Consider the following 23,083-nt stretch of genomic DNA (forward strand, 5'->3'; position numbering starts at 1 on the left):
ACAGCGGAAAGAACGGCTCGATCCGGCGCATCTGTTTCAGCGTCAACATCAGCAAATCACTCAAGGCAGCACCTCCTGCCACCTTGAATCACTGCTCATCATTCAACTCAACAAATTAATGGGTCCTGACCCTAGCTGTGATCCCTGAGAACCAGGGCTTTGCTCAAATTGCCGGAGCCCAGTATGGGCACCCTGAACGCGCAAAAATGGGGGAAATGGTTGCGTCGAATCTCCGACGCCGAATAGATGGCCATAGCCATTGCTGGTCTCCTGTTCCTGCAGGTGCCGCTTTGGTCAGGCCGTCAGTCCGATTGCCGTCGGGCTGGCGGCCGCCTTGCCAAGGCGGCGTGGACGGGAATGTCCGTGGGAAACGCTGGCACTTGTTGGGTCGGAAGTCACGTCCATTCGCCCAGCATGGTTAACCGTCACACAGTGTCGCCGTACTGACAGTGCGTGGAAGCAAAGCTGCTGGGCAGGAACGCGCCCCATTCCGGCCATTTATCCGGCATTAGCAAGCGCCCGTCAGCGGACTGACGGCTATCACCTCACATAACGTAGACCGGAGCGAGGCAAAGGGCGCTGGTCGATCATAGGAGACCGCCTAGCGAGCGATGGTCGCAATCGTATGGAGAGCCTCCAGACACGCCGCAGCAGCTTCCCGGCCCTTGTTGTGCTCGTCCTTGCGGCTGCGCAGGATGGCCTGTTCGTCCGTATAGGTGGTCAAAATACCAAAGGTGATGGGTTTGTCGGTCTCAAGACCGGCCTGCATCAAGCCATGGGCAGTTGCCTCGCTAATATATTCGAAATGGGCCGTGTCGCCCTTGATGACGCAGCCGAGGCAAATCACGCCGTCGAAACCGGATTGCGCCAACCGCTTGGCGATAAGTGGAATTTCGAAGGCGCCAGGCGCCGAATAGACATGGCCCGGCGCAATCGAAACGCCGTTTTCGGCGAGATAGGCCAGTGCACCATCGCGCAGGCCGTGGGTGACCTCGGGATTGAACTGGCTGACGACAAGGGCAAGGCGACATGTGGTTTCAGACATTCTGGTTCTCATGTTCCTGATGGGTGAAGGTGTGGCCGAACTTGTCCCGCTTGGTCGCGAGATAGCGCCAGTTGTAGGGATTGGCCGGGATTTCGAGCGGCACGCGCTCGGTGACATCGATGCCGAACTGTTCGAGCGACAAGGCCTTGTCCGGATTGTTCGACAGGAGCCGCAGGCTTTCGATTCCGAGCGCGCGCAGGATCTGCCCGGCAATGCAATAGTCGCGGGCATCGGGTGCAAACCCAAGGGCTGTATTGGCTTCCACCGTGTCGTGACCCTGGTCCTGTAGGGCATAGGCGCGGATTTTGTTGGCAAGGCCGATGCCACGCCCTTCCTGACCGCGTAGATAAATGAGGGCGCCGCCATCACCAGTGGCGATCTGGCGCAGGGCCTCCTGCAATTGCGGCCCGCAATCGCATCTGAGCGAATCCAGTGCATCACCGGTCAGGCATTCCGAGTGAAGGCGCACCAACGGCGTGCGCCCCAGGGGGTTGCGGATCAGTGCCAGATGCTCGGTGCCGTCCAACCGGCTGCGGAAGGCGCGCACCTCCAGCGGGATCGGCGAGTGTTCGGTGGGCAATTCGGACCGCGCCACCTCGTCCACCAAAGTCTCGTTGGCGACGCGATGGGCAATGATGTCCCTTATGGTGAGGATGGGAAGATTGTGCTCCCGGGCAAAGACCTCGAGATCGGGCCGCCGCGCCATCTGCCCGTCGTCCCGCATGACCTCGCAGATCACGCCGGCGGGCCGCAATCCGGCCAACCGCATGAGGTCGATCGCCCCTTCGGTATGGCCATCGCGCGCCAGGACGCCATTGTCGGCGGCCCGCAGGGGAAAAACATGCCCCGGCGAGGCGATATCGGCGGGCCGCACCTCGGGATCGGCGGCAACCTCAACGGTTCTGGCCCGGTCATGTGCCGATATGCCCGTTGTGATCCCCTCGACGGCCTCGATGGACACGGTGAAGGCGGTCGAGCGGCGGGCCCGGTTATTGGCCACCATCGGGGGCAGACCAAGCCGGTCGACCTGTTCGCCGGTGAGCGCCAGGCAGATCAGGCCACGGCCATGCCGAGCCATGAAGTTGATTGCCTCAGGAGTCGCATACTCAGCGGCAATGACCAGATCGCCTTCGTTTTCGCGATCCTCGTCATCGACCAGGATCACCATGCCGCCATTGCGTAATTGGGTCAGGGCTTGAGATAGGGCAGACATAGGCGCTCCACATATTTGGCCATGACATCCACCTCGACATTGAGATCGTCGCCAATGGCGAGGGTGTTGAGATTGGTGTGCTCCCAGGTGTGGGGGATGACGGTCACCAGCACGGCAACGCCCCCGTCCCGCTGGTCCAGGCCATTGATGGTGAGGCTGATGCCATTGAGGGCGATAGAGCCTTTTTCGACGCAATAGCGTCCAAGGGCGTCGGGCAGCACAAAGACATGCTTGTAGGCGCCATCGGCCTCGACCCGCTCCACCAGCCGCGCCAGTCCGTCGACATGACCCTGCACCAGATGGCCGGAAAGCCGCGTGTCGAGCGTTACCGCGCGCTCCAGATTGGCGTATTGGCCGACGGCCAGGCCACCCAGATTGGTGCGCGCCAGCGTTTCGGGGCTGATGAAGAAACGGGCGCGGCCGGCGCCATCGAATTGGGTGACTGTCAGGCACACGCCATTGACTGCAATGCTCTCGCCCAGCGATAGGTCCGCCCATCCGCTCTCAAGTTCGATCTCCAGCGAGCCGCCATTGGGCGCGGCCAGAGAGACGCGTGCGCGTTTTTCAATGATGCCCGAGAACATCTTTTTCCTTTCCGTGTGAATAAGCTTGGGAAACCAGGTTGCGCCGAACGGTCACCCGGTCGGTCCCGTCGGGATTGGCAGCCTGTTCGATCAGGACATGCTCGTCCCAGAGGCCGGTTGTGAGCAGATGCGTGGTGAGGTTCGGACCGGCTTCGACCAGCACTTCCATGCCGCCCGCCGCGCCAATCGCTTCCAAGGCGTGGTGCACGTCATCGGCCAGGTGCAGGGCAAAGCCGCGCTGTCGGGCGGCATCCAAATAGGTCTCGGTGACCCGCCGACGCCCGTCCAGAATCACCAGCATGCGTTGCTTTTCCGAATGGTCTGGCACGCGCCGCACGGTAAAGAGGGGGTTGTCGGCGAGCACCGTCCCCGAGCCTGTCAGGATGGCATCGGCTCGACGCCGCAGACGATGGGCCAGTTCCAGCGATGCAGCGCTGGTAAAGGTCTTGCGCCCGGCAACCGGCACCATGCTTCCCGATGCGGAAATGGCCTGCTTGATGGTGATGAAGGGCAGACCGGCTTGGCTGCGCTTTGCGAATGGCGCGAGCAGCCGGTTGGCTTCTCCAAGCAGCACAGCGGCCTCGGGGTGGTGGTGCAGATCGGACAAGAAGTGCACATCGAGCCCCGCTGCGCGCAGGCGTTCGGCGCCGCCGCCCGTGACTTCAGGATTGGGGTCACGGCAGGCAATCCAGACCAGGCGTGCGCCGGTGCCCAGAATGGCTTCTGCGCAGGGTGGCGTGCGGCCGTGGTGGTTGCAGGGTTCGAGCGTCACCACGACACTGTCGATTTTATCGGCAAGACCGGCGGCGCGAGCCTCGTTGATGGCGTCAGCCTCGGCATGAGGCATGCCTGCCCGCCGATGTGCGCCGGCAGCCAGTTCCTGCCCATTGGCGTCGAGCAGCACGCAACCGACCGGCGGATTCGGCGCCGTCGCGCCCTCATGGGCCCGCGCCAAATCCAGCGCACGCGCAAAGGCGCGCAGGATCGGCCGCGGCGGAAGATCTGGATTGGGGTAAACTGCGCTCTCGTCCATGCCCGTCCCGTCGTCACCAAAGACGCGTTCCAGGGCAAATGACGACAAGCACGCGCTGTCCGGTGAACGGAAAGCGCGCGTCGACGATCATCGGTTCTCTTCCATCCGGACTATACCGTCGGCCCCGGAATTACACCGGGTCTGCTGACCCCACCCCGAAGGATGGGCGCTCGCGGGCTGATGTGCACAAAGACACAATTACCGCCGGTGGGGAATTTCACCCCGCCCTGAGAACACTAGCAGGTAGCCTGCTTCAATCTGACTTAGAGCAAGGGCGGCAACAGATCAAGAAGGCGCATCAACGTGCCCTTATCCCGAGCATGTGCATGCAAGTTATCTCAATAGCGATTTAGTTCGAATAGGAACCGTACGGGAATCTAACCAGACACTGCGAGACCGGCCGAGTTGAGCCGAAGTCCTACGAGGGTGTTTATGAAAAAGTCTCTTCTTCTGTCTTCCGCGCTGTCGGTCGCCGCGGCGATTGCGATCGCCAGCCCCGCACTGGCCATTGGTTCAGGCGACGTGCCTGCTCCTGTGGATTTGATTGACATGGCAGGCCCGGGCCAAAGCCACACCAATGGCAGCGGCATTTCCGGCTTTGACGGAAACCAGGGAAATGATCGCAAGGTGGGCAATGCCGGCGGGGGGTCCGTGTCGGAGCCCATCGAAGAACCGGTTGAGGAGCCGGTGGACGACGGTGGGGTCTGGTAATATTGCCCAACCCCGCAGGGCAGCCTCAAGTTGTGAGACTGCCCTGCGAGTCAATTTCCGGGTTCAGTTGCACGCTCGCCTTGGTTGGCGCACTAACAGACTGAACCTAGCCACGGCCGCGATAGCTGGGAACGCCAGTGTCTGGTAGCCAGAGATGGCTCGGCGGAGCCCCGGTCTGCCAGAAGACGTCAATCGGGATGCCGCCGCGCGGATACCAGTAGCCGGCAATTCTGAGCCAGCGCGGCTCGAGCAGACCCACCAAACGACGCCCGATCCCGACTGTGCAATCTTCATGGAAGGCCCCGTGATTGCGGAAAGCCGTCAAATAGAGCTTGAGGGATTTTGACTCTACCAGCCACCTATCTGGAACGTAGTCGATGACCAGATGGGCAAAGTCCGGCTGGCCGGTGACCGGGCAAATTGATGTGAATTCAGGCGCGGTGAAACGGGTCAGGTAATCGGTATCCTCGTGGGGATTGGGCACGCGTTCCAAAACGGCCGTCGTGGGGTCAGTGGGTGCCGGAATGTCGCGCCCAAGCTGGCTCAGGCCTAGATGTTGCTCGCTCATGCCTGTGCTCCCTCAATGGGAGCCGCCGACGTGCGGCGTGTCTGCAACAGATGAAGTAGCGGCAACGCCAGTACCACCATCCAGCTTTTGCCTACAACCTGACCCCACATCAAGTCAGTGTTCCCAAATGCAAGTTGCAGAAAGATCAGCGTATCCACAAAGAGCCCGACGATGCTCGAGGCGAACACGGCGAGAAGCAAGCCGCGACGCCGCAAGGGCGTGAAAACCGCCATGTCTGCCAGTTCGGACACAAGAAATGCTGCGGCCGACGCAATCACCAGGGCGGGCGGCGCTATCGTGGCTGAGATGGCTGCACCAGCGACGATGGCGGCGATGGCCCAGATTGCACCAAGACGCTGTTGCACAAAATCCCGGAGGACAAATGCAAGGCCGGCCACCAGCACACCGCTGGGCGCCAGGAGGCCGGGCGCCACTGGCACAAGACAAGGGCCATCCGGAACGCAGACAGTTCCAACATTGCCGATCATCCAGTTGGCCAGCGGTACGGTCAGGGTAAAGGCAGCAATGAGGGCTAGGCCCTCGACCTTCCAACGAAGGTTAGGCGTATCTAACATGGTATTCTCCTGCTTTCAGGCAACACAGACCTGAGCGGAGCTTTCATTGCGGGAGTCGTAGGTTTTTCGCAAGGGGCGAGCCACAGCAAGCCAACTGGCGCCGGAGCTCGGTGACCGATCTGAAAACGTCGTGGCGGAGCGAAGGAACCCGGTCGTCGGTCCGATATCTAGTTGGAATTAGCGGCGCCCGCCGCCTTTCCCACCAGCATTGTCACTGCCGGAATTGCCGCGGCCCTCATTATCGTTGCGCCGTTCGTGAGCAGCTTCCACTGCGCCGTTGCTTTTCTCGTTCGCATGCGCCAGTGCAGCTTCACGATTGTTGCCCGGCAATTTGGCAGCGGCGGCCACCGGGTTGGCGCTGACTGCGTCCTCGTCGCCGACGACTTCATCACCAAGACTGCCATCGGGTTCGCAGCCCTCAACGTCTTCAAGGCCAAAGGCTTGAAAGAGCGTGGTCGGCGCGCATTCGTCAGTGATCAGTTCTTCCTGCGCAAATGCAGGCGCGGACAGGCAGCTGATAGCAAGCACGATAATGGGAAGGCGGCACATATGAGACAACTCCAGTGCGAGCGCCCAATCGATATCAACAACACGTAAACTTACCGTGCCGAAATAATGAAAGATTGCATCTGCTTGAACACGAGCGACAGATCGCGCGACCCGATCAGCGGGCGAGCGGCCGGGAACCCATGCGCAAGCCGCGTATGTCCGAGTCAGCGCTGAGAAGGTGATCCACGGAATCGCAGCTGCCATGACCCATATTTTGCTAAAACTGCGGCTTTCTGACGAAAAGCCCGGAAACCATCAGGCTGCGCAGATGCAAGCGGGCCCATGATCGCAACCCTTGATTAACGACCAGCAGGTCGCCCTCGTCGCAAAAGTTGAGGGGGCGGCGGCTGCCGTATAAAACTTGAAACACCATGATCGCCTAATGGCTATAGCACTTCCCATCCTTTTCCATTGCTTTGCAAACACCGTCGCTTACGCGGATGACTGGGTCGCTGAGCGACTTCGAGGCTCGGTGCTCGTTCTTCAGGAAAAAGATTGGGCCCCCCTCCAGCGAGGAGACATCGTCTCGGACGATAGCTACATCAAGACTTTGGGAAACGGTCGGGTGACGCTTACCCGAGGAGCAGAAGCCATAGACGTCTCTGGTCACTCGATGATCCAGATTATTGATCGGAATGGCGAGAAATTCACAAACGTTCATCAGCACTACGGCCAAATCGCCGTAGAGGCGGAAAAACGGGACGTGAAGCACTTCGGCATTCTCACGCTTTATCTGGCCGCAGTGGTCAAGGGCACGGAGTTTGTCGTGAGAAGCACGAGCGCTGGGGCCAGTGTGTCGCTCGATCGCGGTCAGGTGAGCGTGGAGGACCCGAATACCGGCACCTATGTCGAGATCACCCCCGGGCAATCCACCACCGTGGATCCTTCCGGTCGCTTTGAGGTTGCCGCAACCGGCGGCGCTACGTTGCCTGTCATTCGCAACGCTGACGGGAACGCAGTCAACGGCAAACCCGATCGCGATTCCCGTGGGAACGGCAAGGCTAATGCCGGCGGAAACGGTAACGGTCACGGAAACAGTAATGCCGGTGGCAACAATAACGGCAACACAGGCGGCAACGGTAGCGGCAGTGCCGGTGGCAACAATAACGGCAGCACTGGCGGCAACGGAAACAGCAATGCCGGTGGCAACGGCAACGGCAACCCAGGCGGCAACGGAAAGAAGTAGCTGGAGGTGATCTGCCATAATAACGGAATCAGTCGGCGGGAGGACCGGAACGACCAATCGTGGCCATTAACCTGCGCCGCACACACTCGTTCTGCTCAGTGTCTGGCGGGACAATCGCGTCGGTACCGTCCGCACGGATACGCCTTCGCTACTCAAGTAGGCGTTGAATATGCGGAGTGATAACCAGCATTAACAGCATGGTGCCGCCAAGGCCGAGTATCACCCGGCCGGCAAGCTCGAAACGCCCAACGAGTCCGCTCATTCTGGCGGCGCCAACATGCGCGGCCAAGCCGACCAGCGACAGCACGCTCCCCACCCCCACCAGCATCGCCAGGGCAAATATCACGCCGGCCTCCGGAGATCCCATCGAGGTCGCCATCACCACTGTGAACAGTGTCAATGGACAGGGCACCAAACCCGCGGCCACGGCAAAAAGACCGGGATGCTCATGCGATCGCGTGGGCCAGATGGCGCGCCAGACCATCCAGACCGCAATTGCGGCGAGCAAGACCTGGCTGGTTGTTTCGAGAAACGGCGCCCGGCCTGCCTGGGTGATAGTGCGCGACACCAGCCAATTGGCCCCGAAGCCGATGGCGACAGCGCTACCGATGTGGGTAGCGCTGAGCAGCATCGAGGTCGCGAAGGCCTTGAGCAGACCGAGCCGCTCTCCCAGGACGAAGGTTGCGAGAACCAGTTTATTGTGTCCCGGCGTCAGGGCATGGGCCATGCCGAACACAACCGCGAGCGGCATTGCTCCAAGCAGGGCAAGCCAGTCACCGCTCGCCGAGAAGGCGCTGATCTGATCTGCAACCGACCGCTGGATATCATCCTGCAGCGCAACCAGAAAGGCCAGGATATCGGTCATCGACCCGGCCAGTTGGCGTGCTCGGCGTCGATGACAAAGGCATGGATATGGCGATGGCCATGTCCGGCCAGATGCGGGTGACCTGCGGGCAGGTCATCATGGCTGTGCTCGATCTCGACCGGGTCACCCTGCGGCCAGAGCCGCGTGGCCGCGACGACGCCAAAGGTCGCAATGGCGGCCATGGCGATGAACGTAAACTGCATGCCTGCTGTCGCCCCAAGCCAGCCGGCCAGCGGATAGCTGAGGAGCCATGTGGCATGGGAGAGCGCAAACTGGGCGGCGAACAAGGCCGGACGATCTTCGGGATGGGATGAGCGGCGGATCAGGCGGCCGGTCGGCGTCTGGGTGGCCGCATAGCCGATACCGATGACGAACCACAGCGCCAGGAGTGTGCCGTAGCCGCCGACAACACTGCCCGCCAGCATTGTAGCAACAAGCAGGCCCGCTCCAGCGAGCATGACGGGACGGTCGGCGAACCGGTCCAGCAGTTTTGGCAGGGCCAGCGCAGCAACCATTGAGCCACCACCAAAGGCCGCCAGGGCAATGGCGGTGGCCTGTTGGTCGAGCCCGAAGGACGATTGCACCAGTACCACGGTATTGACGATGACCATGGCCCCGGCGGCTGAAACGGCAAAGGTCAGCGCCAGAAGGCCTCGCAGGCGCGGCGTCTTGAGGTAAATGCGCATGCCCCGGGTGGTGCGGTCATAGATGCCGCGCGGTGCAGCGGGTTTCGGGCTGGGCAGGACCACCGAAAGCACCAGCAGCGCGGAGGCCAGAAACCCGATGACTGTCCCGGCAAAGAGCCTGTTGAAAGAGATGACCGTCAGGAGCGCTGCGGCGAGCAGCGGACTGGCCACGCTTTCAAGGTCATAGGTTAGGCGCGAAAGCGACAAGGCCCGCGTATAGTGCTTCTCATCCGAGAGCACGTCCGGGATGGTGGCTTGAAAGGTCGGCGTGAAGGCGGCCGAAGCTGATTGCAGCACAAAGATCAGCACATAGACCTGCCAGATCTCGGTGACGAAGGGCAGCAGCACCGCCACCCCGGCCCGCACAAGATCGAGCCCCACTAGCATGGCCCGACGGGGCAGGCGCTCGGCAAATGCCGATGCGATGGGCGCCACGCCCACATAGGCAATCATCTTGATGGCGAGAGCAGTTCCGAGCACGGCGCCGGCATCGGCGCCCGCGAGATCAAAGGCCAGCAGGCCAAGCGCCACCGTGGCGAGACCCGTGCCGATCAAGGCGATGACCTGGGCCAGGAACAGGTGTCGATAGGTGCGATTGGCGAGCACGGCCAGCATCTGGAGAACCTTTAGAGGTAGCGGGTAATTTCACGGAAGCCGTCAATGGCGGCACGGTCGACGGAACCGTCCTGGGTGACCGCGTCATCGAGGCAGTGCTCGAGATGATCGTGGATCAGCGTCTTCTTGGCCTGCTGGATGGCCTTTTCGACCGCATGCAGTTGCTGGGCGATATCGACACAGGGGCGGCCGGTCTCGATCATCTCGATCACCGATCTCAGGTGGCCATCGGCTCGCTTGAGACGTTTGACGATATCGGGGTGCGAGGCGTGGATGTGTTCGGTCATGCACCAAGACCTATCCCCCCTGGGGGGATAGGTCAATGTCGTGATCTTCAGAGATTGGCCTTAGATCAGCTTGCGAAATTCCTGATAGTCGCCGCCTGTGCGCAGCGTCACCACGACGTCGTCACTGCCGCGATTGCGGAAGAACCAGCCATGCGTCCCCGAGACTGGGGGGATCAATTCACCAGCGTCACTCGCCACCCCGCGGCCTTTTTCATAGGTCAAGGACTGTCCCTCGCCCTCACCATGGGCATCGAAGTTGATGACGCCGCCATCGACGACGAACTCATAGGTGGCGACGGCACCAGCCTGCATGACCAGCTTATATTCCGTCCCCTCCATGGGTGTGAGGGTGAAGGTAACCTCGTCGCGCCAGAGCGGCGCGGCAACGGCCGCTGGCGCTTCAACGGGAGCAGTCGCAGCGGCCAATTCGGCTGGTGCGGGAGCGACCTCAGTCGGCACTGCCACTGTTGGCTGGGTCGACTGCAGTTCCAGGATCAGGCTTTCGAGGGCATCGACCCGCGCCGCCAGTTGCTGCGTGTCTGTCGCTGGGGCAGGCGTTGGGCTCGGAATGGTTGTTCCGGCTGCAACCGCTGCGCTCAACGCTTCTCCAGCTGCGGCCTCCTCGGCGAGCTGCATCTTGATCTGCCCCATGGTGGTGAGGCCCGTCAGACGCCCGAAGCCGGTGGGGTCGATGCCGTATTCGGAGGGCAGCACGACGGTAATGAGGATGGCCAGGGCACTCACGCCGGCGATGACGGTCGAGCGGATCAGGCGGTCCGTCGTGGGCAGGTCGGCCTTGCTGGGAAAGTCGGTATTGTACATGGGAAGTAATCCTTAGGGCACGACTATGAAGCCGACGAGCTGGTATCCGAACAGCACGAAACCGGCGCACATCATGGCGACGTTGGCAGAATAAGCGAGCTTCCAGAACGAGCGCGTGCGCCGCCAGAAACCCATGACGATGAGGATGGCGGCCAAAGCCAGCAGTTGCCCGATCTCGACCCCGACATTGAAGGCGATAAGGTTTGGCAGGAGTCCATCCGGCGACATGTCGTATTCAAGCACCTTTGTCGCGAGACCCAGGCCATGGAACAGGCCGAAGATCAGGGTCGCCGCCTTGGTATTGGGCTGGAAGCCAAGCCAGCGCTGGAAGGCGCCGATATTGTCCAGCGCCTTGTACACCACCGACAGGCCGATGATGGCATCGATGAAATAAGAGCTGATGGCCCAGTTGAAATAGACGCCCAGCAGCATTGTGGTGGAGTGCCCGATGGCGAACAGCGACACATAAATGCCGATATGCTCCATCCGATAGAGGAAGAAGATGACGCCGAGCAGGAACAGGATGTGGTCATAGCCGGTGATCATGTGCTTGGCGCCCAGATAGACATACGGCAGCAGGTTCCAGCCGGTGATTTCGGCGATGTAGCCGGCGTCGGATGTGTCGACGCCATGCGCCTGAGCGGCGCCGGTCAAGGCGAGGGCAGCCGCCAACGCCAGGAGGGCGGTCACGATCGGCCTGAATGGCCAAATCGCCCACGGAGGATTGAGGGTCATGGAATTGATCCGTGCATGTGAACGTGAGGGGCTTGCCTCTGGCGGGTCACAGCAAGGTTTTAGGTGGTCTTTCGGTGCCGAACCGGATGGAGCTCTTTATACCCAAGACCATGCCGCCGGGCCAATCCGGCGAGAGGTGGACCAAGACGACAGTCTGGACACTCGGATGATGGGGCACATCATGGGCATGATCGGTGGCGTCGTGGATATCCGCGCCGACATCACCATGGACGTGGCCGTGCGATTCCACGGCTTCGACAACGGCCCCAATGACATGCGAATGCGCTGCCGCAGCCACGACCGGCGTGGCGAGCAGCGAGGCAAAGACCAGGGCGACGAGCGCCGTCAGCCATCTGATTGGCCATATCCGCATGGTTCGAAGTTTGCCCCGGTCTGGTTAATGCGCGCTAAAGACGAGGTGCGCCACCTCGGCGCGGCTTCGTTCGCCTATGAGGGTGGCTGTTCTATGGCAGAAGGCCGGTGCCTAGGCCGATAGCGCCAGCGCCCACAACGTGCCATGCGAAAGACCAGGATGGCCGCCAGGAGGCAGAGGACCAGCGCAAGCCAATCGATTGTGGAACGCCGGCACGGCCATGTTGTGCGGCCCCCCAAAAAAGACGACAGACGTCCTCGAACACCACATGAAGACCAAACCAGATCGCCAGGTTCCGGATGTACGAACGGCAGCAAAGCTGTTTTCCCAACTCAAAGCAGACTATCCGCAAACGGCCCCGTTGGAGGCGCTGCCGAAGAGGGTTGTGGGGCAGGGGGTAGCTCTTCCGAGGCGGCACGGCGCCGACCGATGAACCGCTCGCCTTAATCGTTCTCCGATTGGCCGATGTTGGCCAAAGGAGAATGAAAATGGGTATCTCACAATATGACCCCGCCGCCAGAGGTCGGCCGGCGTGGAACGCCGGTCGGCAAGTCGGCGCAAAGCGAGCGCTCAAGGTCCGGCAGATCTGGGCCATCCGGTTCTTCCTGGACCGGGAGGGCCGCATGCGCGACCGAGCGCTGTTTGACATGGCAATCGATAGCAAGCTGCGCGGCTGCGATCTGGTCAAGCTCAAGATCGGCACACTGGTGACCGGTCATGACATTCGCGCCAGGGCGATGGTGATCCAGCAGAAGACCGGCCGGCCGGTGCAATTCGAGATCACGAGCGACGCCAGAGCGAGTTTGCTGGCGTGGCTCGAAAGGCGAGGAGGCTCGGTAGAGGATTTTGCCTTTCCTAGCAGAGCTGTTCCAAACGACCACCTGAGCACCAAGCAATATGCTCGGCTGGTGGATGAGTGGGTGACGGCTATCGGTCTTCGCAAGGAGGAATACGGTACGCACTCGCTCAGGCGCACCAAGGCCTCGCTCATCTATAAGGCCACCGGTAATCTCCGCGCCGTGCAAATCCTACTTGGCCATACTAAGATTGAGAACACGGTTCGGTACCTGGGCGTTGATGTCGAAGACGCACTAGAACTGGCAGAGCACACCGAAGTCTGACGATCAGCGGCCCCACCTTCGGTGAGGCCGCACGCGAAGACGCTTACGGACCAATATCATGCTTCGAGCGCTGTAACCGGACGGTCGGCAATCCCTTGATCACGTCACTTCCAAAGAGTGCATCCGGACCATCATTGATGCGCCCCATTCCCACCGTTCAGGCCGGGATTTTGATTTTCCAAAACCGGTCATCCCGCCTGGGTAAGAAGCCATCTCATTGAACGGGACATCGGAAGTGCGCGACGAGATGGCTCAACTGCGTAGGCTGCGTGCCCTAGCCCGTATCGGTCTGTTTGCGCTGCCACAAAACCTAGCTGTGCCTCTTAACATACCCGAAATCACAGAAGCCTGATCAGCCTGGCAAAACGGAGTGGACGCAACGTTATCGGTATTGCTAGCCTAAATTCGAGGATCTAAGTTGAACGAAGGCTGGGCAATACCTAAAAAGTGCTCAATATCCGTAGCAGAACAACGGGTCATCAGCCACAATGCCAAAATCCCCTATAATCCCTCTTGATAGCGCCACGCAGTATGTGGTGCTGGATGGAATGGTATCATTTCCAAGAAACGAGGATTGTGCCGAAGATTTTCCTGGCGATGCAATAAGATATAAAAAAAGAAGCTTCACTTCGTCACTTTTTAGCGAAGGTGCTTAAGAGATTTATGTTCTGGGCTGGGTCACGTCCAATATTTCAATGCGCAAACTCACTGAGTGACTAGCGCGAGATCAATGCACGATCAATCCAACGCAAGTATATTTGAGTTCGGTAAACTCCAAAATTCCGTGGTGTGATCCTTCACGCGAATTGCCGCTCTGCTTGACGCCGCCGAAGGGCGCCAATTCAGTCGAGATGACGCCGGTATTCACCCCGACCATGCCATATTCAAGACGTTCCATCACTGAAAACATACGGGAAACATTCTGAGTATAAAAATAGGCTGCAAGCCCGGTCTCAGTGTCATTGGCTGCAGCGATAACCTCATCTTCCTCGATAAAGCGGAAGACCGGCGCGAGGGGGCCAAAGGTCTCTTCGTTGGCCACTAGCATTGTGGCGTTGACGCCGGTCAGTACGGTGGGCTCGAAAAAGGTCTGCCCCAAACCATGACGCTTGCCACCCAGTTCAACCCTGGCGCCTTTGGCGAGCGCATCGGCGACGTGGGACTGAACCTTGGCCACCGCTTCCTCGGTGATCAAGGGTCCCTGGACAACCCCGTCGGCAAAGCCGTCGCCGACCTGTAGCGCCCGGACCCGTTCGATCAGCTTGGCAACGAAGGCATCATGGACCTTGTCCTGCACATAGATGCGATTGGTACAGACACAGGTCTGGCCCATATTGCGGAACTTGGAGATAATGGCGCCGTCTACCGCCGCATCAAGATCGGCATCTTCGAAGACGATGAAGGGGGCGTTTCCTCCCAGTTCGAGTGCCACTTTCTTGACGGTGCCAGCGGCCTGACCCATCAGAATTCTGCCCACCTCGGTGGACCCGGTGAAACTGACAAGGCGCACCTTGGGATGAGAGGTCAACACGCCGCCAATGGCAATGGCGTCGCCGGTGATCACATTGAGCGTACCCGCCGGAAACCCGGCGCGCTGCGCCAATTCGGACAGGGCGAATGCGGTCAGCGGAGTCTCCGGCGCAGGCTTAAGCACCACGGTGCAGCCAGCGGCTAGGGCCGGGCCGACCTTGCGCGTGATCATGGCTGCGGGGAAATTCCAGGGGGTGATCGCGGCCACCACACCAATGGGCTGACGCAATACCATGATGCGTGCGTCGGCGCGATGGGCAGGCAACAGTTCGCCCGCAATACGTTTGGCCTCTTCAGCATAAAACTCGACATAGGAAGCGGCATAGTCGATCTCGCCCAGAGCCTCGGCGAAGGGTTTTCCTTGTTCGCTGGTCAGTATGGTCGCAAGATCATCGCGATTGGCGACAATCAATTCAAACCATTTGCGCAGGGTGGCGCCCCGATCCTTGGCGGTGCGCGCCGCCCATGGGTGGAAGGCGGCCTGAGCCGCCGCGACGGCTTCTGTCGCCTCGGCAGCACCGTGATGGGGGACCTTGGCGATAAGCTCGCCATTAGCCGGATTGAGGACCGCTGTGGTGGCCTCGCCGATGAACTGCCCATTGATCAGGCTTTGCGTCCGCAGCAGGGTGGGATCGGTGAGAGTGCGCATATTTGGTTCCTGAACCTAGTGCGTTGCAACAAGAGCGCGACCGAGCTTGGCGAGCCCTTCTTCGAGCAGTGCATCGGAAATGGTCAGTGGGCAGAGAATGCGGATGGTGTTGCCGTAGATGCCGCATGAGAGCAGCACGAGCCCATCGGCCAGCGCTGTCTGAATAACGCGTTTGGTGGTTGCGGCGTCGGGTTCGCCACTGTCGGTGACGATATCAAAAGCAATCATGGCCCCGGGACCGCGAATAGCCGAAATGGGCACGCCGTCGTTGCGAAGAACCAGCTCTTCCAGCGCGCCACGGATGCTGGCACCAATCGTATCGGCGCGGGCCAACAGGCCTTCTTCGGCAATCACATCGAGCACAGCCAGAGCGGCGGCACAGGCCAAGGGGCTGCCGGCATAGGTGCCGCCCAGGCCACCGGGTTCGGCGGCATCCATGATGTCAGCCCGCCCGATGACGCCCGAAAGGGGAAACCCACCCGCCAGGGATTTGGCGACAGTCAGCAGATCGGGTTCCACCCCGGAATGCTCGATGCCGAACATCTTGCCAGTGCGGGCAAAGCCGGTCTGGACTTCATCGGCGATCAGCACGATGCCATGGGTGTCGCAGGTCTGGCGCAATGCCTGCAACAGTTCGGTGGGGGCAGGCAGGAAGCCCCCTTCACCCTGTACAGGCTCGATAATGATGGCGGCCACATCAGTGGGCGCGATGTCGGCCCTAAACAATGTGTCGAGCGCGCGCAGCGTGTCAGCCACATTGACGCCATGGCTCGGTGCTGGGAATGGCAAGTGGTAAATGGCTGGTGGCGCGACACCGAATTTGACCTTGTAGGGGGCGACCTTGCCGGTCAGCGCCATGGTCAGCGTGGTACGACCATGAAAACCACCGCTAAAGGCGATCACGCCGGGCCGTCCGGTGGAAGCCCGGGCAATCTTGATGGCGTTCTCAACGGCCTCGGCTCCGGTGGAAAACAGCACTGACTTGGCTGGTGCGCTGAACGGTGCCAACCCATTGAGCCGCTCGCATAGCGCCACATAGGGTTCGTAGGGCAAGATCTGGAACGCAGTGTGGGTGAAGTGATCGAGTTGATCGCGCACCGCCGCCATCACCTTGGGGTGACGGTGACCCGTATTCAGCACCGCGATACCCCCCGCAAAATCGATATAGCGATTGCCTTCAATGTCCCAGATCTCCGAATTTTCAGCGCGCTGGGCATAGACCAGGAAGGCACTGGCGAGCCCGCGCGGGATGGCGGCGATGTGGCGGTCACGGAGATCGGAATTGTGAGACATGGGACGCACTCTGGGAGCAGGATCTGGTCCCCCATTGTTACCGTGCCGTTCATCACACCCGTAGCAGATTGATTTGCATACAGTGGTGCATTAGAGCTTCCACTCATGAATGCTGACGGATTCAACCTTCCCCCATTGATCATGCTGCGCGCCTTCGAAGCGGTGGCACGAATGGGCAGCATGCGTAAGGCAGCGGACGATATTGGCGTCAGCCACACAGTGGTCAGCCGCCATGTGCGTAATCTCGAGCATTGGATGGGTCAGAAGCTGGTGACGGCGACGCCTCGTGGGGTAGCGTTGACAGCAACTGGTGAAACGCTGTTCGCATCGGTTACCCGCGCCTTCCGGATCATTGCCAACACTACGGCTGAGCTGCGCCCCGCATCACCGCGTGCCGGTCTGCGTATCTGGTGCATGCCGGGACTGGCCACTCGCTGGTTGACGCCGCGCCTGTCGGATATCGAGGCGGCAATGGGATCGGTCGAGATCAGTCTGCGGGCGATTGATCGCCTGCCCGACTTTGCCGCGCACGAGGCCGATCTCATGATCGGGTTTGGCCGTTTTGAGGACCTGCCGACTGGCGCCCGGCGACTGATCCTGCCGCGCATGTTTCCGGTCGCCAGTCCGGCATGGATTGCCAGCAATGGCGCACCAGCGGATCTCTTGGCCCTGGCACAGGCCCCGCTGATCCATGAGGAAAGCCGCCAGCAATGGACGGACTGGTTTGAGGCGATGGGCACTAGGCTAAGCGCGCAATTGCGCGGGCCGCGCCTGTGGGACGCCAATCTGGGCTTTGACGCTGCACTGGCGGGCCAAGGTATTGCGCTGGTGACCCGACTAACGGCTGGCAGCGAGATCGACGATGGCAGGCTGGTGGAAATCCTCGACAGCAAAGTGCGACTGGGCGGCTATTATCTGCTGGCGGCACCGCAGCGTCAGGGGGACCCCATGCTGATCCGGTTCGAGCGTTGGCTTGAGGACAACCTGCCGCGCGAGTGAGCGTTGCGCACCTACGCGAGCGCGCATAATTTTGGGCCGCGAAGCGCCGCTGTCTAGAGCGTTTTCGACAATTGTCCTGCTTGACGCGACAGGGGAGCAACCCGACTTTAAAGGGGTCCTTGGTCAACAACACCCGTCCCATTATGCCCAGCACCCGCAAACCCGTTATCGGGGTCATTTCCTGCACCCGTACCGTCGAGGGCGAAGACGCCTATATCGTCAAAACCCGCTATGTGGATGCCCTGGCCAAGCATGCTGATGCGGTACCACTGATCTGCCCTGCCATCACGACGCGCGACGATGCGGACGCCATGCTTGCGCGGCTCAACGCCATTCTGTTGACCGGCAGCAACTCCAATATCGAACCGCACCACTATGGAGCCGCCAGTGGGCGAGCGCCCTACGATCCAGGACGTGACACGATGTCGGCCCTGCTGAACAAGGCAGCGGTGGCGGCGGGCAAACCGGTGTTCGGGATTTGCCGGGGACTGCAGGAAATCAATGTGGCTCTGGGCGGTACCCTGGTGGACCAGCGGGACGGCGCAGAGCCGCCGGAATTGCCGCATCATGCGCCCGACGATGCGTCGCTTGAGCAGATGTTTGGCCATAGCCACCCCATTGACGTGGTGGCGGACACGCCCTTAGCTGCGATTACTGGCGAGCCGAAGCTCACCGTCAACAGCGTTCACTTCCAGACGATCGGGACACTGGGCGCCGGACTGGTGGTAAATGCGCGTGCTAAAGATGGCGTAGTGGAAGCGGTTTCCTCGGTCCAAGGACCGGCGAAAATCCTAGCGGTGCAATGGCATCCGGAGTGGCGACCAGAGACCCGGTCGCACGATCTGGCATTCTGGCAGGCGCTGGGCGAAATCACGCGCGACGACGCAATGTGATAAGAATTCATTATAGGCCGAATATTGATTAGGAATTGGACAGCGGCGCTGAAAGGCCTTTGATTATTGGCGTAAACCAACTTAGGCGATCCATGACCGACAAGAAATTCTATCTTAAATTCGTCAAAGCCAACGTTCAGGGTATCATCACGCTTTATTGGGATAACGCGCCCAAGACCTGTGAAGCCCTGTGGAACGCGCTGGAAACGCCGATCCAGTGGGATGCGACCCACGCCATCTTTTCGGGTCCCGAAATCATGATGGGCCTGCCTGAGACCCACCGCACTTTCGATCCAACCGCCCTGCCGCCGGAAAACCAGACAGTGCTGCCCGAGCCGGGCGAACTGCTGTGGTTCTATCAGCCCAAGAACTTCTTCAAGATTGACCCCAGCGAATTCTGGGAAATTGGTATGTTCTACGGCGTTGGCGGCCGCACCTTTGGCCCCACGGGTTGGATTCCCTGCACTTATATCGGCAAGATGACCGAAAATCTGGATGCTGTGGCGGAGCAGTGCCGCCTGATCCGGATCGAAGGCGCCAAGACCGTTGAACTGGGTCGCCTGTAGAGACGCTGGCCCAAATTGACTGGGTGGCGGCTGTTGCGTCACCGGTCGCCTCTTCGGGCCACAATACAATGACCTCGTCTCTCGACAGACCCGGGATGAGGTCCACTCCAGCGCCGGACACTCGCAGTACTGGCGCTGTCGCCATCAATTCAGCAAGGGAGACGACCAATGAAAGCTATTCTCGGTACAACCGCTCTGAGCCTTTCGGTTCTGCTCGGCACCACCGCCTTCGCGCAGGACACCACCTTTACGATCAATTCGTTCGGTGGCGCCTATGAGACGGCCCATCGCGCCTGCATCATCACCCCGTTCGAAGAAGAAACCGGTGTGAGCGTCAATGTTGTCACCGCTTACTCGGCAGATGCCTTTGCCCAGTTGCGCGCCCAGAAGGATGCGCCGCAGTTTGACGTGATCCACTTCTCGGGTGGCCAGGAAATCGTTGGCGCAGCTGAGGGGCTGCTGGCACCAATCGATGCGGCAAGCCTGGCCAATGCAGCAGACTTGTATGACTTCGCCAAGGCCAATCTGGCCAGGGGTGAGGGCCCGGCCTATTCGATTGCGGCCATCGGCATGATCTATAACACTGACGCTGTCTCGCCAGCGCCGACCCAGTGGACCGATCTGCTTAACCCCGAGTACAGCGAACATCTGGTTCTCACCGACATCTCCAATGGCTATGGCATGCTCGGCTTCCTGATGCTGAACCAGTCACAAGGCGGCGATCTGAACAACATCCAGCCCGGTCTTGATGCGGTTGCCAAGCTGCTTGAAGCGGGCGCGCTGATCGTGTCGACCTCGCCCGAAATCCAGCAGGAATTCGCGCAGAATGATGCGTGGATTGCCCCTTACGCTTCGGATTATGCGTTTACGCTTCGCAAGGCCGGTCTGCCATCGGGTTTCGCACAGGGCGCTGAAGGTACACCAGCCAGCTTCATCACCACCAACGTCGTAGCCGGCCGTCCCAATACCGATCTGGCGCTGAAGTTCGTCGACATGTCGATCTCGCCAGAGGCACAGGAATGCTTTGCCGAGGCACTGCGCTACTCGCCCACCAACTCCAAGGCCGAACTGAGCGCTGAAGTCGCTGCTGACGTCGCCTATGGCGAAGAAGGTGTTGCCGGTCTGATCCGCTTTGATCCCGCCGTGATTGAAGCCAATCGCGCCGCGTGGGTTGAAGAGTGGAACAAGACGATCGCTCGCTAAGGCGGCCGATTAGCAGGGCGCTGCTCTGTTCCACTTGCCCCTGGGTGCAGCCGGAACAGGGCAGGGCCGTCCGCCCCCAGAAAGATCACGATAGCATTCCGGGCGCCACTTCTTTGCCGCCCGGACTGCGCAGTTCTCCAGCCCAAGATGGACAGACGACCTATTCAGCAATCTGTGGCCTAGCGGCGTCCTGAGCAAAAGGGCGCAATCTCATCGTTCGACTCGCGCGCCATGAAGTCTACACATAGATGGAATGTCCGATTTCGCTAAGCTGCGTGGAGCAAGGAAGACGCAACGCATGAACGACCGCACAGAAAACTTGCTGCTGGCCTTGCCCGGAATTCTGCTGCTGGGCCTCGCCTTCTTCCTGCCGATCGCGCAGATGTTGCTGCTGAGCATATCCGGGCCTGAAGGTTTTACTCTGGCGCATTTCGTGCGTTTTCTGTCCGACCCCTACTATCTCAACATCCTGTGGCGCACGGTGCGGCTATCGGTGCTGATCACCGTGATCTGCGCGCTGATCGGGTTTCCGCTGGCCTATATCATGACCAAGGTTGGTCCCAAGCTACGGTTGGGGCTGGTGGTGATCGTGATCCTGCCGCTGATGACCAGCGTCGTGGTGCGCACCTTTGGCTGGATGGTATTGCTCAGCCGCAGCGGCATAGTCCCCGAACTGTTGCGTGATACGGGCCTGGTGGGCCGCACCTTCGCCCTGATGCAGACCGAAGCCGCCATCGTGATCGGCATGGTGCAGGTGCTGCTGCCGTTCATGACATTGTCCATTCTGGGCGTGCTCACCCGCATTGACGGGAAGCTCGAAGAGGCCGCCCGCACTATGGGATGCTCCTTCCTGCAGACGATCCGCACGGTGGTGCTGCCGCTGGCGCTGCCCGGTATTGTTGCCGGATCGCTGCTTTGCTTTACGCTGTCGGCCAGCTCGTTCGTTACCCCCAACCTGCTCGGTGGCACCCGCATTCAGGTCCTGGCCGCCTCGATTTACAAGTCCGTTACGGCGACGCCGGACTGGCCCTTTGCGGCGGCGCAGGCCGTCATCCTGTTCGTCGGCATCCTGCTGGTGCTGGTTCCCTATATCAAACTCACGGGAGCCAAGCATGGTTAGGGCTGTTCCGGGCTGGCTGCATATTGTCGGCATTATCTTCGTCGCGCTGACCGCACTCATTCTGTTGGCGCCGCTGATCGTGGTGATCGGGGTGTCAGTATCGGAAAGCCAGTTCATCGCGTTCCCGCCCAATGGGTTGAGCCTGCGCTGGTATCAGGAAGTGTTGTCGTCTAACGCCTATCTCAACGCAGCCTGGATCAGCATCCAGATCGCCTTGCTGGTCACCCTGATGGCCACGGCCATCGGCGGTGCGGCGGCCATCGCCATTCATCGCCGGCAATTGCCGTTCTCGGATACGCTGGCCACGGTATTCCTGTCGCCGCTAGTGCTGCCCACCATTATCTACGCCATCGGCATGCTGATGTTCTGGAGTTCGGTGTTCGGACCGGTCACGCCGCTTACGCTGGCGCTCAGTCATACGGCGATCGCGCTGCCCTATGTGGTGCGTACCACGCTGGCGGTGCTGGCGGAGTCGGACCCCTATCTCGAAGAGGCCGCACGCACCATGGGTGCGAACCGTCTGCAGCGGCTGTGGTTCGTGGTGGTGCCTCAGTGTTTTCCGGGCCTGGCTGCCGGGGCGTTCTTCGCCTTCAATATCTCGTTTGACGAAGCCGTGCTGTCGCTGTTCCTGCGGGGGCCGACGCTGACGACCCTACCGGTGCAGATCTACAGCCAGCTGGAGTTCTCGCCCGACCCATCGGTGGCCGCCGTGTCCACCATCATGATTGCCTTGACCATTGTGCTGATCTTCGTGATCGACAGGATGCTGGGCCTCACCCGTTTCGCGAGCGCTTGACCCATGGCTAATGTTCGACTGACCGATATCCGCAAATCCTTTGCCAAGACCCAGGTGCTGCACGGCATCTCGCTGGACATCGCCTCGGGTGAGTTCATCTCGCTGCTGGGCTCCTCAGGCTGTGGCAAGACCACACTGCTGCGCATGGTCGCCGGGCTGGAAAGCGTCACGGCTGGCGGCATCGAAATCGATGACCGCGACGTCACTAGCCTGCCACCCGAAAAGCGCGACATCGCCATGATGTTTCAGTCTTATGCGCTGTTGCCGCATCTCAGCGTCAGCGAGAACGTGCGGTTCCCACTGCGCATGCGCGGCATCGGTAGTCGTGAGGAGCAGCAGGAAAAGGTCGCCGCCGCGCTCGAGACCGTGCAGTTGGGCCATTTGAGCGAGCGCAAGCCACGCCAGCTCTCGGGCGGCCAGCAGCAGCGTGTGGCGCTGGCGCGCGCCATTGTCTCCCAGCCCAAGGTGCTGCTGCTCGATGAACCATTGAGTAACCTCGATGCCCGCTTGCGCGAAGACATGCAGGTGGAACTGATCGAGATCCATCAGCGGCTGGGCCTGACGACGATCTTTGTGACCCACGATCAGGAAGAGGCGCTGAGCCTGTCGGACAGGATCGTGCTGCTCAATGCGGGACGAGTGGAACAACAGGGCACGCCAGACGAGATTTACAACCAGCCCGCTACCAGCTTTGCATCGAATTTCATCGGCTCGGCCAATCTGGTGCCCGTCGAAATCACCGATAGTGCACAGGGCCCCGTTGCGAAGTTAGAGGACGGGCAGGTGCTGCATCTTGACCCGAACGAAGCCATCCGCGGCAAGGCTACGCTGGCGCTACGGCAGGAAGACCTGACTCTGAGCGCGAACGGCATGGGCCTCAAGGCCAAGGTGCGCACCCGCGTGTTTCTGGGCGCGCGTAATCGCTACGTCATGAGCCTCGCGGGCCATCCGCTGCGTGCATTAACTGCCAATGATCTCGACTTCGCCAATGGCCAGGAGATCGCGCTGGCTATTGATCCGGCACGCATCCGTGTAATAGCCGACTGACCCTCTTATCGGAATTTGC

The 23,083-nt window shown here is 60.6% G+C and carries 25 protein-coding genes and 1 riboswitch; of the genes, 11 read left to right on the top strand and 14 right to left on the bottom strand.

Annotated elements, in window-relative coordinates:
- Positions 1 to 601: 601 nt before the first annotated feature.
- From ribH to ribD, 4 genes are read right to left on the bottom strand one after another with little or no spacing between them, the layout of a single operon-like run.
- Positions 602 to 1,045 (bottom strand): 6,7-dimethyl-8-ribityllumazine synthase, encoded by a 444-nt coding sequence (ribH, locus tag GO014_RS18305; protein ID WP_157291736.1) that lies wholly within the window; start codon positions 1,043 to 1,045, stop codon positions 602 to 604.
- Complete coding sequence (gene ribB / locus GO014_RS18310) at positions 1,038 to 2,258, bottom strand: 3,4-dihydroxy-2-butanone-4-phosphate synthase (RefSeq protein WP_157291737.1); 1,221 nt, start codon at positions 2,256 to 2,258, stop codon at positions 1,038 to 1,040. The genes ribH and ribB overlap by 8 nt, the downstream gene beginning before the upstream one ends.
- A complete protein-coding gene (locus tag GO014_RS18315; protein WP_157291738.1) occupies positions 2,234 to 2,842 on the bottom strand; it encodes a riboflavin synthase in 609 nt (202 codons plus the stop codon). Before GO014_RS18315 ends, ribB begins: the two co-directional genes overlap by 25 nt.
- Entirely contained in the window at positions 2,823 to 3,923 is a 1,101-nt protein-coding gene (gene ribD, locus GO014_RS18320) for a bifunctional diaminohydroxyphosphoribosylaminopyrimidine deaminase/5-amino-6-(5-phosphoribosylamino)uracil reductase RibD (protein ID WP_246204732.1), read from the bottom strand. Before ribD ends, GO014_RS18315 begins: the two co-directional genes overlap by 20 nt.
- 41 nt (positions 3,924 to 3,964) lie before the next feature.
- A riboswitch (FMN riboswitch) is annotated at positions 3,965 to 4,114 on the bottom strand.
- Positions 4,115 to 4,307: 193 nt separating this feature from the next.
- On the opposite strand from ribD, the gene GO014_RS18325 reads away from it, so the two are divergent.
- The gene (locus tag GO014_RS18325; protein ID WP_157291739.1) at positions 4,308 to 4,586 is read left to right on the top strand and encodes a hypothetical protein; all 279 of its coding nucleotides are present in this window, start codon (positions 4,308 to 4,310) and stop codon (positions 4,584 to 4,586) included.
- Between the two features lie 106 nt (positions 4,587 to 4,692).
- On the opposite strand, the gene queF is transcribed toward GO014_RS18325, so the two are convergent.
- From queF to GO014_RS18340, 3 genes are all read right to left on the bottom strand, one after another.
- Positions 4,693 to 5,154, bottom strand: coding sequence for a preQ(1) synthase (gene queF / locus GO014_RS18330; protein ID WP_157291740.1), 462 nt, complete (start codon positions 5,152 to 5,154; stop codon positions 4,693 to 4,695).
- The gene (locus GO014_RS18335) at positions 5,151 to 5,729 is read right to left on the bottom strand and encodes a VUT family protein (protein ID WP_157291741.1); all 579 of its coding nucleotides are present in this window, start codon (positions 5,727 to 5,729) and stop codon (positions 5,151 to 5,153) included. The genes queF and GO014_RS18335 overlap by 4 nt, the downstream gene beginning before the upstream one ends.
- A 177-nt stretch (positions 5,730 to 5,906) precedes the next feature.
- Positions 5,907 to 6,482 carry a hypothetical protein gene (locus GO014_RS18340; RefSeq protein ID WP_157291742.1) on the bottom strand — a complete coding sequence of 192 codons (576 nt, stop codon included), beginning with the start codon at positions 6,480 to 6,482 and terminating at the stop codon, positions 5,907 to 5,909.
- 178 nt (positions 6,483 to 6,660) lie between these two features.
- Between GO014_RS18340 and GO014_RS18345 the strand changes: the two genes are divergently transcribed.
- The gene (locus GO014_RS18345; RefSeq protein ID WP_157291743.1) at positions 6,661 to 7,464 is read left to right on the top strand and encodes a FecR domain-containing protein; all 804 of its coding nucleotides are present in this window, start codon (positions 6,661 to 6,663) and stop codon (positions 7,462 to 7,464) included.
- A 148-nt stretch (positions 7,465 to 7,612) separates the two neighbouring features.
- Here the strand turns inward: GO014_RS18345 and GO014_RS18350 are convergent, their stop codons facing one another.
- Genes GO014_RS18350 through GO014_RS18370 form a run of 5 tightly spaced genes read right to left on the bottom strand, consistent with a single transcriptional unit; the run spans position 7,613 to position 11,474 of the window.
- Complete coding sequence (locus GO014_RS18350; RefSeq protein WP_157291744.1) at positions 7,613 to 8,329, bottom strand: HoxN/HupN/NixA family nickel/cobalt transporter; 717 nt, start codon at positions 8,327 to 8,329, stop codon at positions 7,613 to 7,615.
- The gene (locus tag GO014_RS18355; protein ID WP_157291745.1) at positions 8,326 to 9,630 is read right to left on the bottom strand and encodes an MFS transporter; all 1,305 of its coding nucleotides are present in this window, start codon (positions 9,628 to 9,630) and stop codon (positions 8,326 to 8,328) included. The genes GO014_RS18350 and GO014_RS18355 overlap by 4 nt, the downstream gene beginning before the upstream one ends.
- 11 nt (positions 9,631 to 9,641) lie before the next feature.
- Positions 9,642 to 9,917, bottom strand: a complete 276-nt coding sequence (locus tag GO014_RS18360) for a metal-sensing transcriptional repressor (RefSeq protein WP_157291746.1) — start codon at positions 9,915 to 9,917, stop codon at positions 9,642 to 9,644.
- 60 nt (positions 9,918 to 9,977) lie between these two features.
- Positions 9,978 to 10,739 (bottom strand): hypothetical protein, encoded by a 762-nt coding sequence (locus tag GO014_RS18365; protein WP_157291747.1) that lies wholly within the window; start codon positions 10,737 to 10,739, stop codon positions 9,978 to 9,980.
- Positions 10,740 to 10,751: 12 nt separating this feature from the next.
- Positions 10,752 to 11,474 (bottom strand): HupE/UreJ family protein, encoded by a 723-nt coding sequence (locus tag GO014_RS18370; protein ID WP_157291748.1) that lies wholly within the window; start codon positions 11,472 to 11,474, stop codon positions 10,752 to 10,754.
- On the opposite strand from GO014_RS18370, the gene GO014_RS18375 reads away from it, so the two are divergent.
- Together GO014_RS18375 and GO014_RS18380 are read left to right on the top strand one after the other, a co-directional pair.
- Positions 11,473 to 11,970, top strand: a complete 498-nt coding sequence (locus GO014_RS18375) for a hypothetical protein (protein WP_157291749.1) — start codon at positions 11,473 to 11,475, stop codon at positions 11,968 to 11,970. The two genes, GO014_RS18370 and GO014_RS18375, sit on opposite strands and share 2 nt — an antisense overlap.
- 365 nt (positions 11,971 to 12,335) lie before the next feature.
- Positions 12,336 to 12,968, top strand: a complete 633-nt coding sequence (locus GO014_RS18380; RefSeq protein WP_157291750.1) for a tyrosine-type recombinase/integrase — start codon at positions 12,336 to 12,338, stop codon at positions 12,966 to 12,968.
- A gap of 727 nt (positions 12,969 to 13,695) precedes the next feature.
- On the opposite strand, the gene GO014_RS18385 is transcribed toward GO014_RS18380, so the two are convergent.
- Positions 13,696 to 15,147 (bottom strand): NAD-dependent succinate-semialdehyde dehydrogenase, encoded by a 1,452-nt coding sequence (locus GO014_RS18385; RefSeq protein ID WP_157291751.1) that lies wholly within the window; start codon positions 15,145 to 15,147, stop codon positions 13,696 to 13,698.
- 15 nt (positions 15,148 to 15,162) lie between these two features.
- Positions 15,163 to 16,440 (bottom strand): 4-aminobutyrate--2-oxoglutarate transaminase, encoded by a 1,278-nt coding sequence (gene gabT / locus GO014_RS18390; RefSeq protein WP_157291752.1) that lies wholly within the window; start codon positions 16,438 to 16,440, stop codon positions 15,163 to 15,165.
- 105 nt (positions 16,441 to 16,545) lie between these two features.
- Here gabT and GO014_RS18395 point away from each other — a divergent pair, with 105 nt between their 5' ends.
- The 7 genes from GO014_RS18395 (at position 16,546) to GO014_RS18425 (ending at position 23,064) form a co-directional block, all read left to right on the top strand.
- The gene (locus tag GO014_RS18395) at positions 16,546 to 17,439 is read left to right on the top strand and encodes a LysR substrate-binding domain-containing protein (protein ID WP_157291753.1); all 894 of its coding nucleotides are present in this window, start codon (positions 16,546 to 16,548) and stop codon (positions 17,437 to 17,439) included.
- A 119-nt stretch (positions 17,440 to 17,558) separates the two neighbouring features.
- Positions 17,559 to 18,332 carry a gamma-glutamyl-gamma-aminobutyrate hydrolase family protein gene (locus GO014_RS18400; RefSeq protein ID WP_246204733.1) on the top strand — a complete coding sequence of 258 codons (774 nt, stop codon included), beginning with the start codon at positions 17,559 to 17,561 and terminating at the stop codon, positions 18,330 to 18,332.
- 92 nt (positions 18,333 to 18,424) lie between these two features.
- A complete protein-coding gene (locus tag GO014_RS18405; RefSeq protein WP_157291754.1) occupies positions 18,425 to 18,898 on the top strand; it encodes a DUF3830 family protein in 474 nt (157 codons plus the stop codon).
- 168 nt (positions 18,899 to 19,066) lie between these two features.
- Positions 19,067 to 20,101 (top strand): ABC transporter substrate-binding protein, encoded by a 1,035-nt coding sequence (locus GO014_RS18410; RefSeq protein ID WP_157291755.1) that lies wholly within the window; start codon positions 19,067 to 19,069, stop codon positions 20,099 to 20,101.
- Positions 20,102 to 20,399: 298 nt separating this feature from the next.
- The gene (locus GO014_RS18415) at positions 20,400 to 21,221 is read left to right on the top strand and encodes an ABC transporter permease (RefSeq protein ID WP_157291756.1); all 822 of its coding nucleotides are present in this window, start codon (positions 20,400 to 20,402) and stop codon (positions 21,219 to 21,221) included.
- Positions 21,214 to 22,017 carry an ABC transporter permease gene (locus tag GO014_RS18420; protein WP_157291757.1) on the top strand — a complete coding sequence of 268 codons (804 nt, stop codon included), beginning with the start codon at positions 21,214 to 21,216 and terminating at the stop codon, positions 22,015 to 22,017. The genes GO014_RS18415 and GO014_RS18420 overlap by 8 nt, the downstream gene beginning before the upstream one ends.
- Positions 22,018 to 22,020: 3 nt before the next feature.
- Entirely contained in the window at positions 22,021 to 23,064 is a 1,044-nt protein-coding gene (locus GO014_RS18425; RefSeq protein WP_116588733.1) for an ABC transporter ATP-binding protein, read from the top strand.
- Positions 23,065 to 23,083 lie beyond the last annotated feature (19 nt).

It is taken from the genome of Devosia marina (assembly GCF_009758415.1).
GTDB lineage: Bacteria > Pseudomonadota > Alphaproteobacteria > Rhizobiales > Devosiaceae > Devosia > Devosia marina.